The 16,168-nt window shown below is 59.3% G+C and carries 12 protein-coding genes; 8 read left to right on the top strand and 4 right to left on the bottom strand.

What is annotated here, in order from left to right:
- Positions 1 to 155 precede the first annotated feature (155 nt).
- Positions 156 to 968: a pyruvate, water dikinase regulatory protein gene (locus ACB028_RS07455; protein WP_026456094.1), complete on the top strand. Its 813-nt coding sequence runs from the start codon at positions 156 to 158 to the stop codon at positions 966 to 968.
- Between the two features lie 167 nt (positions 969 to 1,135).
- Here ACB028_RS07455 and ACB028_RS07450 read toward each other — a convergent pair whose 3' ends face one another.
- Positions 1,136 to 1,453, bottom strand: coding sequence for a hypothetical protein (locus ACB028_RS07450; RefSeq protein WP_371143890.1), 318 nt, complete (start codon positions 1,451 to 1,453; stop codon positions 1,136 to 1,138).
- A 25-nt stretch (positions 1,454 to 1,478) separates the two neighbouring features.
- Between ACB028_RS07450 and ACB028_RS07445 the strand changes: the two genes are divergently transcribed.
- Together ACB028_RS07445 and ACB028_RS07440 are read left to right on the top strand one after the other, a co-directional pair.
- Positions 1,479 to 1,703 carry a hypothetical protein gene (locus ACB028_RS07445; RefSeq protein ID WP_371143889.1) on the top strand — a complete coding sequence of 75 codons (225 nt, stop codon included), beginning with the start codon at positions 1,479 to 1,481 and terminating at the stop codon, positions 1,701 to 1,703.
- A 91-nt stretch (positions 1,704 to 1,794) separates the two neighbouring features.
- The gene (locus tag ACB028_RS07440) at positions 1,795 to 3,177 is read left to right on the top strand and encodes an amino acid permease (RefSeq protein ID WP_026456096.1); all 1,383 of its coding nucleotides are present in this window, start codon (positions 1,795 to 1,797) and stop codon (positions 3,175 to 3,177) included.
- Between the two features lie 103 nt (positions 3,178 to 3,280).
- Here the strand turns inward: ACB028_RS07440 and ACB028_RS07435 are convergent, their stop codons facing one another.
- Positions 3,281 to 4,618 carry an MFS transporter gene (locus tag ACB028_RS07435; RefSeq protein ID WP_223378083.1) on the bottom strand — a complete coding sequence of 446 codons (1,338 nt, stop codon included), beginning with the start codon at positions 4,616 to 4,618 and terminating at the stop codon, positions 3,281 to 3,283.
- A 184-nt stretch (positions 4,619 to 4,802) separates the two neighbouring features.
- Between ACB028_RS07435 and ACB028_RS07430 the strand changes: the two genes are divergently transcribed.
- Complete coding sequence (locus tag ACB028_RS07430) at positions 4,803 to 6,134, top strand: ATP-binding protein (protein ID WP_371143888.1); 1,332 nt, start codon at positions 4,803 to 4,805, stop codon at positions 6,132 to 6,134.
- A 91-nt stretch (positions 6,135 to 6,225) separates the two neighbouring features.
- Complete coding sequence (locus ACB028_RS07425) at positions 6,226 to 6,471, top strand: hypothetical protein (protein ID WP_371143887.1); 246 nt, start codon at positions 6,226 to 6,228, stop codon at positions 6,469 to 6,471.
- A 121-nt stretch (positions 6,472 to 6,592) separates the two neighbouring features.
- On the opposite strand, the gene ACB028_RS07420 is transcribed toward ACB028_RS07425, so the two are convergent.
- Positions 6,593 to 7,342 carry a class I SAM-dependent methyltransferase gene (locus ACB028_RS07420; RefSeq protein ID WP_371143886.1) on the bottom strand — a complete coding sequence of 250 codons (750 nt, stop codon included), beginning with the start codon at positions 7,340 to 7,342 and terminating at the stop codon, positions 6,593 to 6,595.
- Positions 7,343 to 7,862: 520 nt separating this feature from the next.
- On the opposite strand from ACB028_RS07420, the gene ACB028_RS07415 reads away from it, so the two are divergent.
- The 3 genes from ACB028_RS07415 to ACB028_RS07405 all read left to right on the top strand — a co-directional run bounded on the left by ACB028_RS07415 (position 7,863) and on the right by ACB028_RS07405 (position 13,040).
- Positions 7,863 to 9,404 (top strand): arylsulfatase, encoded by a 1,542-nt coding sequence (locus ACB028_RS07415; RefSeq protein ID WP_371144005.1) that lies wholly within the window; start codon positions 7,863 to 7,865, stop codon positions 9,402 to 9,404.
- 115 nt (positions 9,405 to 9,519) lie between these two features.
- On the top strand, positions 9,520 to 10,818 hold the full coding sequence (locus tag ACB028_RS07410; protein WP_371143885.1) for an anaerobic sulfatase maturase: 1,299 nt from the start codon (positions 9,520 to 9,522) through the stop codon (positions 10,816 to 10,818).
- 569 nt (positions 10,819 to 11,387) lie between these two features.
- Positions 11,388 to 13,040 carry a methyl-accepting chemotaxis protein gene (locus ACB028_RS07405; protein WP_224209870.1) on the top strand — a complete coding sequence of 551 codons (1,653 nt, stop codon included), beginning with the start codon at positions 11,388 to 11,390 and terminating at the stop codon, positions 13,038 to 13,040.
- Between the two features lie 166 nt (positions 13,041 to 13,206).
- Here the strand turns inward: ACB028_RS07405 and gcvP are convergent, their stop codons facing one another.
- Positions 13,207 to 16,083 (bottom strand): aminomethyl-transferring glycine dehydrogenase, encoded by a 2,877-nt coding sequence (gcvP, locus tag ACB028_RS07400; RefSeq protein ID WP_371143884.1) that lies wholly within the window; start codon positions 16,081 to 16,083, stop codon positions 13,207 to 13,209.
- Positions 16,084 to 16,168 lie beyond the last annotated feature (85 nt).

Here is a 16,168-nt window from a genome sequence, read left to right as displayed (position 1 = left end):
CACAGACATTCTACAATGCCAACACAAAAAGGTAACGACTCAGGTTTGCAAGCCACTTCACAACTTGGGCACAGCAGACCGGTTGACAAAATTGATATAGTTTCGAGAGATACTTCCTTCTCGCCACCATGCCAATCCCCACCACAGGAGCCCCCGTGCACACCGTATTCTATGTTTCCGACGGCACCGCCATCACCGCCGAAGTGTTCGGCCACGCCGTGCTAAGCCAGTTTCCGCTGGCGTTTGAGCAGATCACCATCCCCTTCGTGGAGACTCTGGAAAAGGCGAGGCAGGTGCGGGCCCGCATCGACGAACAGTTCCGCCAGACCGGAGTGCGCCCCATCCTGTTCCACACCATCGTCGACCCGCAAGTACGGGAAGAGGTGCTCAAGGCGGAGGCTTGCGGCCACGATTTCCTCAACACCTTCGTGAGCCCGCTGGAGCAGGAGCTGGGGGTCAAGGCCGAGCCCAGGCTCCATCGCACCCACGGCATGGAGAACCGCAAGCTCTATGACGATCGCATCGAGGCAGTGAACTTCGCCCTGGCCAACGATGACGGCATCACCACCCGGGAGTACGACGAGGCGGACATCATCCTGATCGGGGTGTCACGTTGCGGCAAAACCCCCACCAGCCTCTATCTCGCGCTGCAGTTTGGCATCCGCGCCGCCAACTACCCCTTCATCGAACAGGACATGGGCTCCCTGGATCTGCCCACCGCCCTCAAGGCCAATCGCCACAAGCTGTTCGGCCTCACCATCGCTCCCCAGCGGCTGCATGAGATCCGCAACCAGCGCCGCGCCAACAGCCGTTACTCTTCGCTGGAACAGTGCGAGCAGGAGCTGGCGAGCGTGGAGCGACTGTTTCGCCGGGAGGCGATCCGCTTTCTCGATACCAGTTCCCACTCGGTGGAGGAGATCAGCGCCAAGATCCTGGAGGCAACCGGCCTGCGCCGCCACCTCTGTTAAGCCAGCTTGACAGCTATCGCTGAGGATAATGACAAAATCCGGGGTCTGCCCTTGCCAACCAAGGCATGGCTAGCCATCACAGTGACCATTGAGGTGACAGATACAACGAGGGGCAAGCGCATCAAGGCGTTTGCCCCTCCTTTTTCCCATCTGATCAAACGCGCCGTTTAGTGGTGGCGATTGAGCTCAGGGTTATTCATCAGGCGAGCATAGCAGGCCAGCAAGCCGTCATTTTGGCGTACCCGCTCGGCCAGCCAGCAACCGGCCACTCCCCCGATCAGTGCCCCTGCCAGCAGAAGCCGTGGCCAGTGCTGCAGCAACCCTTCATCTCCCAGCCAGCCCCAACCAGCCAGGATGGCGATCGCCATCGTCAGGAGCAGTGGGCAGGCCGCCATGGCCAACCAGAGCACCAGCAGTACCCCCTTGGCCACCCCCTGTTGTACCAGGCCCCCTTTATCCGCCTCTTCGGCCAGCTTGTGCATCATTTGCATCCCTTTCTCAGTAAAAGCAATGAAAATCACCACCAAAAAATCATGTCAACAAAATTCAATTCGATTGCTTATTTTTCACACAATCACCAACCGAAAGCTTGATCAACTCATGAAAAAGCTGGCTATCGTGCAAAACACCACCGTTCAACATGGAAAACAGGTGCATTTATGGCGGATTATCACTATTCTGCTTGCGTTGCCAGCCAGCATGAAAAATCACAAAACGCATGGCGTAACGAAATAAATACAGCTTTCGTCAGGTTTTGGCTACGCATCGCGGCCTGCTCAGGATGAGCCCAACACCGACAGAGATAACAGAGAGATAAGGACAGACCATGGATTTGAAACAAGACGGCGAAGAGCTGAAACGCGGCCTTAAAAACCGCCACATTCAGTTGATTGCATTGGGCGGCGCCATCGGCACCGGCCTGTTTCTCGGCATCGCCGACACCATCAAGATGGCGGGCCCTTCGGTGCTGCTGGGCTATGCCATCGGCGGCTTCATTGCTTTTCTCATCATGCGCCAGCTTGGCGAGATGGTGGTGGAAGAGCCGGTTGCCGGTTCATTCAGCCACTTCGCCTACAAGTACTGGGGTGACTTCGCCGGCTTTGCCTCCGGCTGGAACTACTGGGTGCTCTACGTGCTGGTGAGCATGGCCGAGCTGACCGCAGTGGGTATCTATGTCCAGTACTGGTGGCCCGAGATCCCGACCTGGATGTCGGCCGCCTTCTTCTTCGTGCTGATCAATGCCATCAACCTCTCCAACGTCAAGGCGTTCGGCGAGATGGAATTCTGGTTTGCCATCATCAAGGTGGTCGCCATTCTCGGCATGATCGGGTTTGGCGGCTGGATGCTGCTCTCCGGCAGCGGCGGTCCCGAGGCCACGGTCAGCAACCTCTGGGCCCAGGGCGGCTTCTTCCCCAACGGCGTGGGCGGGCTGGTGATGGCCATGGCCTTCATCATGTTCTCCTTCGGCGGCCTGGAGCTGGTCGGCATCACGGCGGCAGAAGCCGACAACCCGGAGAAGAGCATCCCCAGAGCCACCAACCAGGTGATCTACCGCATCCTCATCTTCTACATCGGTGCCCTGGCCGTACTGCTCTCCCTCTATCCCTGGGGCAAGGTGGTGGAAGGCGGCAGCCCGTTCGTGATGATCTTCCACGCCCTGGACAGCAACCTGGTGGCCAACGTGCTGAACCTGGTGGTGCTGACCGCCGCGCTCTCCGTCTACAACAGCTGTGTCTACTGCAACAGCCGCATGCTGTTTGGCCTGGCCAAGCAGGGTAACGGTCCCAAGGCGCTGCTCAAGACCAACAAGAGCGGGGTTCCCCTGACCGCCATCTCCATCTCGGCCGCCGCCACCCTGTTGTGCGTGCTGATCAACTACCTGATCCCGGGCAAGGCCTTCGGCCTGCTGATGTCTCTGGTGGTCTCCGCCCTGGTCATCAACTGGGCCATGATCAGCCTGGCGCACCTCAAGTTCCGCAAGGTCAAGGCCGCCGAAGGGGTCACCACCAAGTTCAAGGCTCTGTGGAGCCCGTTTGGCAACTACCTCTGCCTCGCCTTCATGGCCGCCATCCTGGTGATCATGTATTTGAACGAGGGCACCCGCATCTCGGTCGAGCTGATCCCCGTGTGGCTGGTGGTGCTGGGGGTGGGGTTTGCCATCAAGCGCAAGAGCCAGGCCCAGAGCAAGGCCGTTGCCGAGCTCGGCTAACCCCAAGCAATACAAAACAAGAAAAACGCCGATCGGATGATCGGCGTTTTTTATTGTCTGGGAAGAGTCGTTGACCATGGCAAATGGCCAAACGAGGAAGTGGCTAGGCCCCCTCTCTGGCCCCCCCTGTGTTGCCGGAAGTCAGGTCGGGTGTGTTCTCGGGAGCCGTGTCAAGGGGAGCATCAGGAGTGGCATAGGAGGTAGGCACCGCCTCCCCCGCCAGATCGGTTCTCGGCTCCAGCTCGGCGGTCATGGGGGTATTGGGCGGCACAGGGATAAACACCTGATGTTCGTCCAGCGGAATGGGCGCCCGCTGCCGCTTGCGCCAGCCAAGGTAGGTGGCGAGCAGCGCCCCGCACAGGGCAAAGTAGAGGAACAACCCCTCTGGCCCGAAGGGGCGCATCAAGAGCGGCGCCAGCAGCGGACCTATCATGGCCCCCATGCTGTAGGCGAGCAGCAACCCCTGGTTGGCCCCCAGCACCTGATCCGGATGCAATTCGTCGCAGGCGTGGCTCAGGCTCAGGGGATAGATGGAAAACGCCATGCCGCCAAGCAGGAACACCAGAGCCCCCGCGATCGGCTCACGCCAGCCGGCGGGCAGCGCCACCATCAAAAGGGCAAGCAGGGTCAGTACGCTGCACAGCAGCAGGATCACCAGTCGCCGGTCGAAGCGGTCTGACATGCGGCCAATGGGGTACTGCAGGCACATGCCCCCCAGGATCACCAGCGCCATCATGTCCGCCACCCGGGAGAGGGAGGCCCCGGTATCGGCAAAATAGAGGGGCAGCAAGCCATAGATAGCCCCCAAAATAAGGCCTGAGGTAAAACTGCTGCCCATCCCCGCCGGGGTGAGGCGCACCAGCTCGCGCACCCCGACCGGCTGCGGCGCCACCATGGCGGGCATGGCCACCCGCGAGATGGCGAGCGGCACCACCGACAGGGTGGCGGCCATGGCGCACAGGGCAAAGGGGGTGAGCACCATAGGATCGATCCATTTGAGCAACAATTGCCCCATGGCAAGGGATCCGTAGAGCAGGATCATGTAGAGGGACATCAACCGCCCCCGGTTGGCGGGGGTACTCGAGACCAGCATCCAGGACTCCAGCACCACGAACAGGCCGCCGGTAGCAAATCCCCCTACCAGACGCATCGCCGCCCAGCTGATGGGTTCGACCACCATGCCGTGCAACAGGAACAGAAAGCAGAGCAGGGAGGCATAGGCCGCATAGGCCCGGATATGCCCCACCCGGATGATGAGGCGGGCGTTGACGAAAGCCCCCAGCACCAGGCCACCGAAATAGGCGGCCGACACCAGGCCGATGGCCTGGGCCGAGACATCCTCGGCCGACAGGCGCACCGTCAACAGGGTGTTGAACATGCCGTGCCCCAGGATGAAGATCACCAGACTGGTCAGGGGGGACAACAATCGTCTGAGGGTCATGGGCACTCCAGTAAGATGAACAAGGGTGGCGAATAATTCGGCGAAAGGATCATGGTACCGTTTGCTTCCGGTTCGCTTCAACCCTGCGGCATTCGCCAAACCATGGCGCGCACGGCCTGAACCGGACAACTAGAATGGGAAATAGAGTCCACTCACCATAGTCCCAGCAAACAGGAACGCCTTCATGTCTGCGAGCATCGCCAAGTACCCGATCGCCCCCGAGTTCGAGATCCCGGACTCCCTGCGTCTCTCCTGGCAAAAAACCATCAATCTGATGGCCGAGCTGTTTCAGGTGCCGGCCGGGCTCATCATGCGGGTACATCCCAACGAGATCGAAGTCTTCATCACCAGCCAGACGCCGGACAACTGCTACCCTGCCGGCGCTCGCGAGCACCTCGACTCCGGGCTCTATTGCGAACGGGTCATGGATACCCGCCAGGAGCTCCTCGTTCCCAATGCCCTCAAGGATCCCGAGTGGGATCACAACCCTGACATCAAACTCGGCATGATCTCCTACTGCGGCCTGCCGCTCTGCTGGCCCGATGGCCGGATTTTCGGCACCATCTGTGTGCTGAGCCGGGAGGAGAACGACTACGGTGGTCTCTATCGACAGTTGCTCTGGCAATTTCGTGACTCGGTGCAGCAGAGCATGCATACCCTCTACGACAATATTCGTCTTCATGAGACGCAGGAAGATCTCGAGCAGCACAAGGCGCAGCTGACCCAGACACTCGACAGCCTGAAAAAGACCCAGGAAGAGCTGATCCACACCGAAACCCTGGCGGCACTGGGGGCCATGGTGGCCGGTATCTCTCACGAGCTGAACACCCCCATCGGCAATGCCCTGATCGCCATCACGGCCCTGCAGGAGAGAACGCGACAACTGGCCGCCCAGTTGGGGGCACAGACGATCCGTCGCTCCACCCTGGAAGAGTTCATCAAAGCCACCCAGGAGATGAGCGAGCTGGCGCTGCAGGCCATCACCCAATCAGCCAAGCTGGTCAAGAGCTTCAAACAAGTGGCCATCGATCAGACTTCGGAGAGCCGGCGCAGCTTCGAACTCAAGCGCCTCATCGACGACAACCTGGCCAACCTCAAGGCCGGACAGGGCTATGACCGTGTGATCATGCAAAATACCGTCGGTGAGGGACTTCTCTGTGACACCTACCCGGGCCCCCTGAGCCAGGTCCTGCTCAACCTCGTTCACAACGCCGCTGTGCATGGCATAGGGGCCAGACAGGATGGGCGAATAGTGATCAGCGCCTATCAGGACAAGGAGATCATCTGTCTGGAGGTGCTGGACAACGGTCAGGGCATGGCCCCCAACGTACTGGCCCACATCTTCGATCCCTTCTTTACCACCACCTTGGGCAAGGGTGGCTCGGGGCTGGGGTTATCCATCTGCCGCCGGATTGCCACCTCGGTACTGGGAGGCAGCCTGACGGCACGTTCGGCCCCGGGAGAGGGCAGTTGCTTTACTCTGTCGTTCCCTCGCATGGCTCCGGGTCGCCTGTGACGGCGCTCCTGTGTCATCTATCCCGAACACGGGCCTTCGTTGCGCCCTGCGACGTCTATCCTTGCAGATATCCCCCAGTGAGGTAATCAAGATGAAATCACTCCTGTTTGTGTTCACCCTGCTCTTTGCCGGCGGCGCGCTCGCCTTTCACTGCCCTGCCGACATGAAGAAGATTGACGATGCCCTGGCCAGAGCCCCCGACCTCAGTGCCGAGCAATTGGCACAGGTGAAAAAACTGCGCGCCGAAGGGGAGTCCCTGCACCAGGCGGGCAAGCACCAGGAATCCGTCGATGCGCTGGCCAACGCCATGGCCCTCTTGGAGATAGAGAAACACTGACGCGTGCCCACTCTCCGGGGCAACAGATGGCAACAGAGCCCTCTCCGGCCACGGTGAGGGCTCTGCCATTAATGACCCCCTGGTAATGGCACCCTGGCAAACGCCCTGCCAATCCATAGCATCAGACCCGGCCGCTGTAGACCAGGGTGCTGTAATTGAAGGCAATCCGGCCATCTTGCTCCCAGCGCGCAAACTCGCGGCGGATCAGGGCCGTCAACTGCTCATAAGCCGACGTACCGATAGCGGGGGCATAGGAAGAGGAGTTGAGCCGACCCAGCACCCCGTCCAGATCGAAATACTGGCAGTTGTCGAACCGGCTGAGCCGATAGCCCCCCTTGAAGAAGGCGGCAAAGTCATCCTCCCCCAGGTTGCGATGATTGACCTCCTCATAGTCGCCGGAATAGGTGCGCAGCCCGCCCTCGTAGGCCTTGAGAAATTCGGTGTCCGTCAGCCTGTCGTTCCAGATAAGCGCCACTTTGCCACCAGGCTTTAGCAGGCGGCGACACTCGGCCTTGAAGGCCGGGCGATTGAACCAGTGGAACGCCTGGGCGACCGTGACAAGATCCACACACCCATCCGGCAGGCCGGTTGCCTCGGCCCGACCGTCATGACAGACGACATTGGCAACGCCGGCCAGCAGCTGCTGCGCCGCCGCACGCATATCCGGATTGGGTTCGACGGCCAGAACCTGACGCACCCTGGGGGCCAGCAGCGCCGTCAGTATGCCGGTACCCGCCCCGATGTCGGCAACCAGGGTCTCTGGCCCCATGGCCAGCTCATCGGTCAGAAAATCCAGCATGGCTGACGGGTAGCTTGGGCGATATTTCACATAGGCTTCGACGCGGGCTGAAAATCGTTCGGTATTGTCCATCCATCACTCCTCATTATGCTGTCACACAATAACGTTCCTGCGACTGCCAGCCAGGCCCCCCATATGCTCAGGCTTCAAGGCCAACAACGACGTTCACGGCCCTGGCGAATCGAATCGCGGCGGGCCAGAGTCTGCGTTTTTATTCATGGCACTGGCGCCAGCCTATCAATATGACCAGATTGACCTGTTGTTGAGCCGGCATAAAGAGAGGCCCCCTCCCCTTTGGCCGCATCAGACGTTCATACCATGACCGGAACAGAAGTCATGCTTGAATATTCCTCATGAGAGCCCCATCACAATCTTCATATTCTGCAACTGACACTCTGGTTATTAGTCAGTGTCTGCGTAATAAGCTGGGGCGTGGCGTGTCATTGTTCACATGGGTACAGTATCTTGGTGTACTGGACTCAATGTGCTGCTGTGTAATGGATGTACAGGCCGTTCGGCTGATGATGAGGTTTCTTTTGAACCTAGATGGAGCGACAACATGAGATTAGGAAAAATATCTGCGGCAGTGAGCATGATCCTCTCCGCCGGTGTCATGGCAAAAACGGATAAACCGAATATTCTGGTCATCTTTGGTGATGACGTCGGCTGGCAGAACGTCAGCGCCTATGGCATGGGCACCATGGGTTACACCACCCCCAATATCGACCGGATCGCCAACGAAGGCATCAAGTTCACCGATCACTACGCGCAGCCGAGTTCGACGGCGGGCCGCGCCGCCTTCCTGACCGGCCAGTACCCCATTCGCTCCGGCATGACGACGGTGGCCATGCCTGGTGGTGCCCTGGGTCTGAAAAAAGAGTCTCCTTCCCTCGCCGAAGTGCTCAAAGCCGTTGGCTACAAGACCGGCCAGTTTGGCAAAAACCACTTGGGGGATCACAACTTTGCCCTGCCGACCGTCCATGGCTTCGACGAATTCTTCGGCAACCTCTATCACCTCAATACACAAGAAGAACACGAGCAACGGGATTACCAGAATTTTGCCAAGAAGTACTCTGGCTCGGTGGAGGCGTACAGCAAGAAGTTCGGTACCCGCGGCGTCCTACACTGTTACTCAACCGAGACCGAAGATAAGACGGTCGACCCGCGTTTCGGCGAAGTCGGCAAACAGAAATGTACCGATACCGGCCCGCTGGGCCAGGAGCGGATGAAGGACTTCGACCGCGCCGAGATGATCCCGGCCGCCCTCAAGTTCATCGACAACTCGCTCAAGGAAGACAAGCCCTTCTTTACCTGGGTCAATACCAGCCGCATGCACCTCTATACCCGTCTCAACGACAAGTGGCGCTATGCTGCCGAGCAGTACACCAGTGAATACGACTACCATGGTAGCGGCATGATGCAGCACGACAGCGACATCGGCTATCTGCTCGACGAACTGGAAAAGCGGGGTCTGAAAGAGAACACCATCGTCATCTATACCACCGACAATGGTCCGGAACACTCCTCCTGGCCTTATGGCGCCACCACGCCATTCCGCGGCGAGAAGATGACCACCTATGAAGGGGGCGTCCGGGTGCCCATGATGGCACGCTGGCCGGCCCAGATCCCGGCGGGCGGCGTACTCAATGGCATCCAGGGTCACCAGGATCTCTTTACTACCCTGGCAGCGGCGGCTGGCGTTCCTGACGTCAGCAAGAAGATGATGGACGAGAAGAAACAGTACATCGATGGCGTCAACAACCTCGCCTACTGGGAAGGCAAGAGCAAGGAATCGGCTCGCAACTCCATCTTCTACTACTTCGAGGACAAGCTCTCGGCGGTGCGGGTCGGCCCCTGGAAGTTCCACTTCGCGGTGGCAGAGAACTACTATGACAACCTCACCCCGCTCTCCAAGCCCAAGCTCTACAACCTGAGAGCCGATCCGTTCGAGAGTTACGACTCCATCGATGCCAACGGCCACCTGGTGCAGAAGATGTCCTGGATGCTGGCACCGGTCAGCGAGATGGTCGGCGAGCACGTCAACACCCTGGTCAAGTATCCGCCGGTTCAGGGGAGCACCACCTTCGACATGGCCAAGGTCATTCAGGAAGCCATGCAGAAAACCCAGCAGTAAACGATACGGCGGAGGGCTATCCCTCCGCCATCTTCATCCCGCTGGCTGACACCTTTCCCTTTCGTCAGGTTTTCATCCCGTATCGACCTCGCCCGTCGTCATCAGAAGAGTAACGATGAACAAAATCCGGACCCGTGACACGACTCACCTGGACGTCACCCCGCTCAAAACCGCCAGCCGCGACAGCAGCGGCGCCTATGCCCGCCGCTTCCATGTCATGGCCAAACCGGGGGGCTCCAAGTGCAACATAGATTGCCAATATTGCTTCTACCTGCACAAGGAAGACCTGCTCCATCAACCCAGACAACCCAGGATGGATGAAGAGACCCTTGACACCTTCATCCGTAGTTACATAGAGGGGCAGGATGGCGACGAGATCGTCTTCTCCTGGCAGGGCGGTGAACCGACCCTGCTCGGCATCGACTACTTTCGCCAGATAGTGGCGCTGCAGCAAAAGTATTGTCCGCCCGGGGTCAGCATCCGCAACGACTTGCAGACCAACGGCATCCTGCTCAATGACGAGTGGTGCCGGTTTCTCAAGGAGCACGGCTTTCTGGTTGGCCTCTCCATCGACGGGCCCCGCGCACTGCACGACAAATACCGGGTGACCCGCAGCGGCAAACCCACCTTCGATCTGGTGATGGCGGCGGCCGCGCTGCTGCGCAAACATCAGGTTCCCTTCAATGCCCTGACCGTCATCAACCGGCACAATGCGAAATATCCCCTCGAGGTGTATCGCTTTCTGACCCGGGAACTGGGGGCCACCTACATCCAGTTCACCCCCTGCGTCGAGGCCAGCGATTTCAAACGCACGGCCCCGCAATTCTGGAACGACAGCATGCTGCCCCTGGTTGGCAGCGAGCTGAGCAAACCCGGTCACCCCATGTCGATCGTCACGGACTGGTCGGTGGATCCCGATGATTGGGGCACCTTTCTGGCAACCGTGTTCGAGGAGTGGGTCAACAACGACCTGGGGCGCGTGCTGGTCAATCTGTTCGAAACCGCCGTGGCCCAGACCATGGGATACCCCTCCCAGCTCTGCGTCACCGCCGAGTTTTGCGGCAAGGCGCTGGCCATCGAGCACGATGGCAGCGCCTTCTCCTGCGATCACTTCGTCTATCCGGAGTATCGACTGGGGGATATCAAACAGCGCCCCTTGAGCCACATGGCCTTCTCCACCCGTCAGGAGGCCTTTGGCATGTCCAAGCGGGACAGCCTGCCCGATTACTGCCTCAAGTGCCCCTACCTGACGCTCTGCTGGGGCGAATGCCCCAAGAATCGCCTGGTCAGGACCCCGGATGGCGAGATTGGTCTGAACTACCTCTGCCCCGGGATAAAGCGTTTCTTCGACTACGCGGCCCCCATACTGGCAGGCATCGCCCACGTGCTCAAAGAGCAGGATCAGGGTAGATAAGCACCGGGCATGGCCGCCCAGCGTTCGTCCACCTTTTCGCTCTCTGTATCAAGTCTCTTTGTCAGCCTCTTGTCTTCTCCAACCCACCGGCCATCACGGTGGGTTGCCCCTCTTTACCTGCCCGGCACGCCATGTTTTATGGCTAACCCCATGTGGGTATTAACGCCAATAAATAACTGACAATTCTGATTTTTATTTTTCCAACTCCCAGCCCTTTTATTCACCCCCTATTATCTGGTCTGACCAAAAATAAATTACGTTACATTTTGCAACGTTCAATTTCATTAAAAAAACAGACTAAATACATCCAGCAGAACATAAAAAAAGAAAACGATTTACCACCCAAAATCATATTAATCGACTCATTGCATTTGACCAAACATGCCTTTTTGTTATATAGTAGAAATTAATTCACCTTTTGGTTTCACCTGAAATCTCAAGTCAAATAATAAAAAACAATACCCCGCGCTATATCAAGGACCCCTGATTCTCTCTTGCCTGAATTTATTTTGGCGGGATGAGTGCAGCTATTTCGGAAGGAAAAATCACACTCACAGTTCGGATCCTCTATGTCCATCAACAACATGACCATCGGCAAGAAGCTGAGCGCCGCATTCATCGTATTGGGGCTGATGCTGGCCTCCATCGGCGGCTTCTCCCTGCTGCAGTTCGAGAATATGAACACGCAGACGCTGGATATCACAGATGCGGTGATCCCCAGCATCAATCGCGCCAACGATATTCGCAATGTCGCGACCGATCTGCGTCGCCATGAATTGCTCTATTTCGTCAATTTCGATGATGAGCAAAAACGAAATGAATATCGGGTCATCATGGACAGCAAGCCGGCACAAATGGACATGCTGCTCGAGGAATATCGCAAGACGCTATTTGATCAAAACGAGACCCGTCTTTTCGAAGATCTGAAATCCGATTGGCGCAATTACCTGAATTTTTACTACAAGGTAAAAAATACTCTGGAACAAGGTGATACCCTCAACGCACGTTATATGTTCCTGCGCGATGGCACGCCCCTTTACGACAAACTCCACGAGGCCGTCGAGGCGCTTATCAAGATCAACCAGGACTATGCGGTCGAAGGGCGCAGCATGGCCGAACAGGCCTATGGCAACGCACGCCTCAACATCATGATCACCCTGCTGCTGGGGGTCATCGCCGTGGTCGTGTTCGCCACCATCCTGACTCGCCAGATCCGCGATCCCCTGTTGATGCTGGCCGATCAGGCCCAGCAGATTGCGTCCGGCCGTCTGGGGCGCGGCACCCTGTGTGACTGGTTCGATCAGGGCCGCTTCCACAAGGACGAGATTGGCCAGCTTGCCCACTCCATCCGCCACATGAAGGAGGGGCTGACCGACCTGGTCAACGACATCGACGCCTCGGTCAGCCAGCTGAGCTGCGCCGTGGAAGAGGTAAGCACCATCTCGGTTCAGGCTTCCCAGAGCATGCATCAGCAGCAGCAGGAGATTGCCCAGGTCGCCACCGCCATGAACGAGATGCAGACCACTGTGCATGAGGTTGCCCGCAACTCCACCGACGCAGCCGTCGCGGCACAGCACGCCTTTGAAGCGTCCCATCAGGGTAACCAGGTCGTGCTGGATGCCATCGACAGCATCGAAGAGGTCTCCAGCCAGCTGGAGCAGACCGGCCGGGTGATCCACAACCTAGAGCAGGAGAGCAGCAATATCGGCGTGGTACTGGACGTGATCCGCGGCATCGCAGATCAGACCAACCTGCTGGCCCTCAACGCCGCCATTGAGGCCGCGCGCGCCGGTGAACAGGGTCGCGGCTTTGCCGTGGTAGCCGATGAGGTACGCACCCTGGCCAAACGCACCCAGGACTCGACCTGCGAGATCAACAAGATCATCGAGATACTGCAAAACTGCGCCATCGATGCCGGCAATGCCATGCAGGCCAACCGCGACCAGATGGTGACTTCCGTCGAGCTGGCACGCCAGGCGGGCAACAGCATCGGCAAGATCAACGAGGCGGTAACCCATATCACCGACATGAACACCCAGATTGCCAGCGCCACCGAGCAGCAGAACACGGTGACGGGCGAGCTCAACCGCAACATGGTCACCATTCACGAGGTCGCCGACGAGAACGCCCAGGGTGCGCAGCACACGGCCCAGGCCTGTCAGGATCTCAATAAACTGGCCATTCACCTGCAGCAGAGCATCGGCCGCTTCAGCCTGACCTGATACCTATACCAACAACAAGCTCCCCTATTTTCACGGCGCCATTCGATGGCGCCGTTTTTTTATGTCCCTCTTACTTTCTTTCGTCTAGCGACATAAAAAAAGGCCCTGCTGATGCAGGGCCTTATCGCTTGCAAGGTCACGGCGCTTTAGCCGCGAACGCCTCTTCTTACTTGGCGTAATCCTCGGTGGGTACGCAGGAGCAGAACAGGTTGCGATCGCCGTAGACATCGTCGATGCGGTTAACCGACGGCCACAGCTTGCTGGCGCGCACGGCGTCGGACGGGAAGACCGCCTCGGCGCGGCTGTAGGCGCGGTTCCACTGCTCGTCCATCACGTCATCCTGGGTGTGGGGCGCGTGCACCAGCGGGTTGTCGGTCAGGCTCCAGTGGCCGTCCTGCACCTTGGCGATCTCGGCGCGGATGGCGATCATCGCCTCGACGAAGCGATCCAGCTCGCGCTTGGATTCGGATTCGGTCGGTTCAATCATCAGGGTACCCGCCACCGGGAAGCTCATGGTCGGCGCGTGGAAACCGAAGTCCATCAGGCGCTTGGCCACGTCCATCTCGCTGATGCCGGACGCCTCTTTGAGCGGACGGATATCCAGGATGCACTCGTGGGCAACACGATGGTTGCGCCCGGTGTAGAGCACCGGGAAGGCCTCGCCGAGCTTCTTGGCCAGGTAGTTGGCGTTGAGGATGGCGACCTGGGTGGATTTCTTTAGCCCCTCGTCACCCAGCATGGCGATATACATCCAGCTGATGGGCAGGATGCTGGCCGAGCCGAACGGTGCCGCCGACACGGCGCCGTTGTCACGGCTCTCCTTGTCGGTCTTGACCACGGCGTGACCGGCCACGAACGGTGCCAGATGCTGCTTGACGCCGATGGGGCCCATGCCCGGACCACCACCACCGTGGGGGATGGCGAAGGTCTTGTGCAGGTTGAGGTGGGAGACGTCCGCGCCGATAAAGCCAGGCGCAGTGAGGCCCACTTGCGCGTTCATGTTGGCGCCGTCCAGATAGACCTGACCACCGTACTGGTGAACGATGTCGCACACCTCCTTGATGGTCTCCTCGTACACCCCGTGGGTGGAGGGGTAGGTTACCATCAGACAGGAGAGTTGATCCCCCGCCTCGGCCGCCTTGGCACGCAGGTCGTCCAGATCCACGTTGCCGGCCTTGTCACAGGCGGTAACGATCACCTTGAGGCCCGCCATCTGGGCAGACGCCGGGTTGGTACCGTGGGCAGAAGCCGGAATGAGGCAGATGTCGCGATGCCCCTCGCCGCGAGACTCGTGGTACTTCTTGATGGCGAGCAAGCCCGCGTACTCGCCCTGGGCACCGGAGTTGGGCTGCATGCAGACCGCATCGTAGCCGGTCACCTTCACCAACCAGTCTTCAAGGTCTGCCAGCAGCAGCTGGTAACCCCTGGCCTGCTCGAGCGGGGCGAACGGGTGCAGCTTGCCGAACTCGGGCCAGGTCACCGGGATCATCTCGGCGGTGGCGTTGAGCTTCATGGTGCAAGAGCCGAGCGAAATCATGGCGTAGTTGAGCGCCAGATCTTTCGCTTCGAGACGGTGGATATAACGCAGCATCTCGGTCTCGGAGTGGTACTTGTTGAACACCTCGTGGGTCAGCACGGCGTCGGTGCGCTGCAGATCCTGCGGGATGGCGTGATGGGCCTGGGCCGCCTTGTCCAGCGCCTCCAGATCCAGGCCGTGGCCTGCCCCCAGAAACAGCTCGAACAGCTCGACCACATCGTCACGGGTGGTGGTCTCGGACAAAGACACCCCCACGGCGCCATCCAGATCGGCGCGCAGGTTGATGCCAAGCCCCTCGGCCTTGGCGATCAGCGCAGCCTTGTCGGCCGTCACGACAGTCAGGGTATCGAACCAGCTGTCGTGCTTGAGGGCCACGCCCTTGGCTTTCAGCCCCAGCGCCAGAATGCTGGTCAGACGATGGACGCGGGAGGCGATGGTTTTCAGCCCAACCGGACCGTGGTAGACGGCGTAGAAGCTCGCCATGTTGGCCAACAGCACCTGAGCGGTACAGATGTTGGAGTTGGCCTTCTCGCGGCGGATGTGCTGCTCGCGAGTCTGCATCGCCATGCGCAGGGCATTCTTGCCACGGGCATCCTTGGAGACGCCGATGATGCGGCCCGGCATGGAGCGCTTGTAGGCATCGCGGGTAGCGAAGAAGGCGGCGTGAGGGCCACCGTAACCCATGGGGACACCGAAACGTTGGGCAGAGCCCAGCACCACATCGGCGCCCAGCTCGCCCGGGGATTTGAGCAGCAGGAGCGACAAGATGTCGGCGCTGACGCAGGCCAACCCTTTCTGGGCCTGCACCGCGGCGATGAGGGCGCGCAGATCCTTCACCTCACCCGTGGTGGTGGGGTACTGGAACAGGGCACCGAACACCTCTTCGCTCACCGCATCAGAGGCGGCACCGACCGCCACGTCAAAGCCAAAGTGCACCGCCCGCTCCTTGACCACGTCGATCACCTGGGGATGCACGTCGTCGGCCACGAAGAAGAGGTTGGACTTGGACTTGGCCATCCGCTTGGCGAGTGCCATGGCTTCGGCAGCGGCGGTGGCTTCATCCAGCAGGGAGGCGCTGGCGAGATCCATGCCGGTCAGGTCCAGAGTCAGCTGCTGGAAGTTGAGCAGGGCTTCGAGACGGCCCTGGGCCAGCTCGGGCTGATAGGGGGTATAGGCGGTGTACCAGCCCGGGTTCTCCAGCACGTTGCGCAGGATGACATGGGGCACGTGGGTATCGTGATAACCCATGCCGATATAGCTCTTGGCAATCTTGTTCTGGGCGGCGTAACCCTTGAGCTTGGCCAGGGCCTCCACCTCCGTCATGCTGGCGCCGATCCCCAGGGGGCCGGGGCGACGGATGGCGGCCGGGACTGTCTGCTCAATCAGATCGTCCAGGCTCTCGGCACCCACTTCGGCCAACAGCACGCGCAGCTCTTCCTCACCCGGGCCGATATGACGGCGGATGAAATCGGTTTTTTGCTCGAGTTCAAACAATGACTGGGTCATTTCCCTATTCCTGCTCATAAATCCTGATAAAAAGCACTGATAGTCGGCCTGAACCGACTCCACTCATGTTCATGGGTGCCGCAAT

This window comes from Aeromonas sp. S9(2024) (assembly GCF_041403185.1).
Lineage (GTDB): Bacteria > Pseudomonadota > Gammaproteobacteria > Enterobacterales > Aeromonadaceae > Aeromonas > Aeromonas enteropelogenes.
The sequence above is the reverse complement of the archived record's forward strand: the minus strand, read 5'-3'. Positions and strand labels throughout refer to the sequence as shown.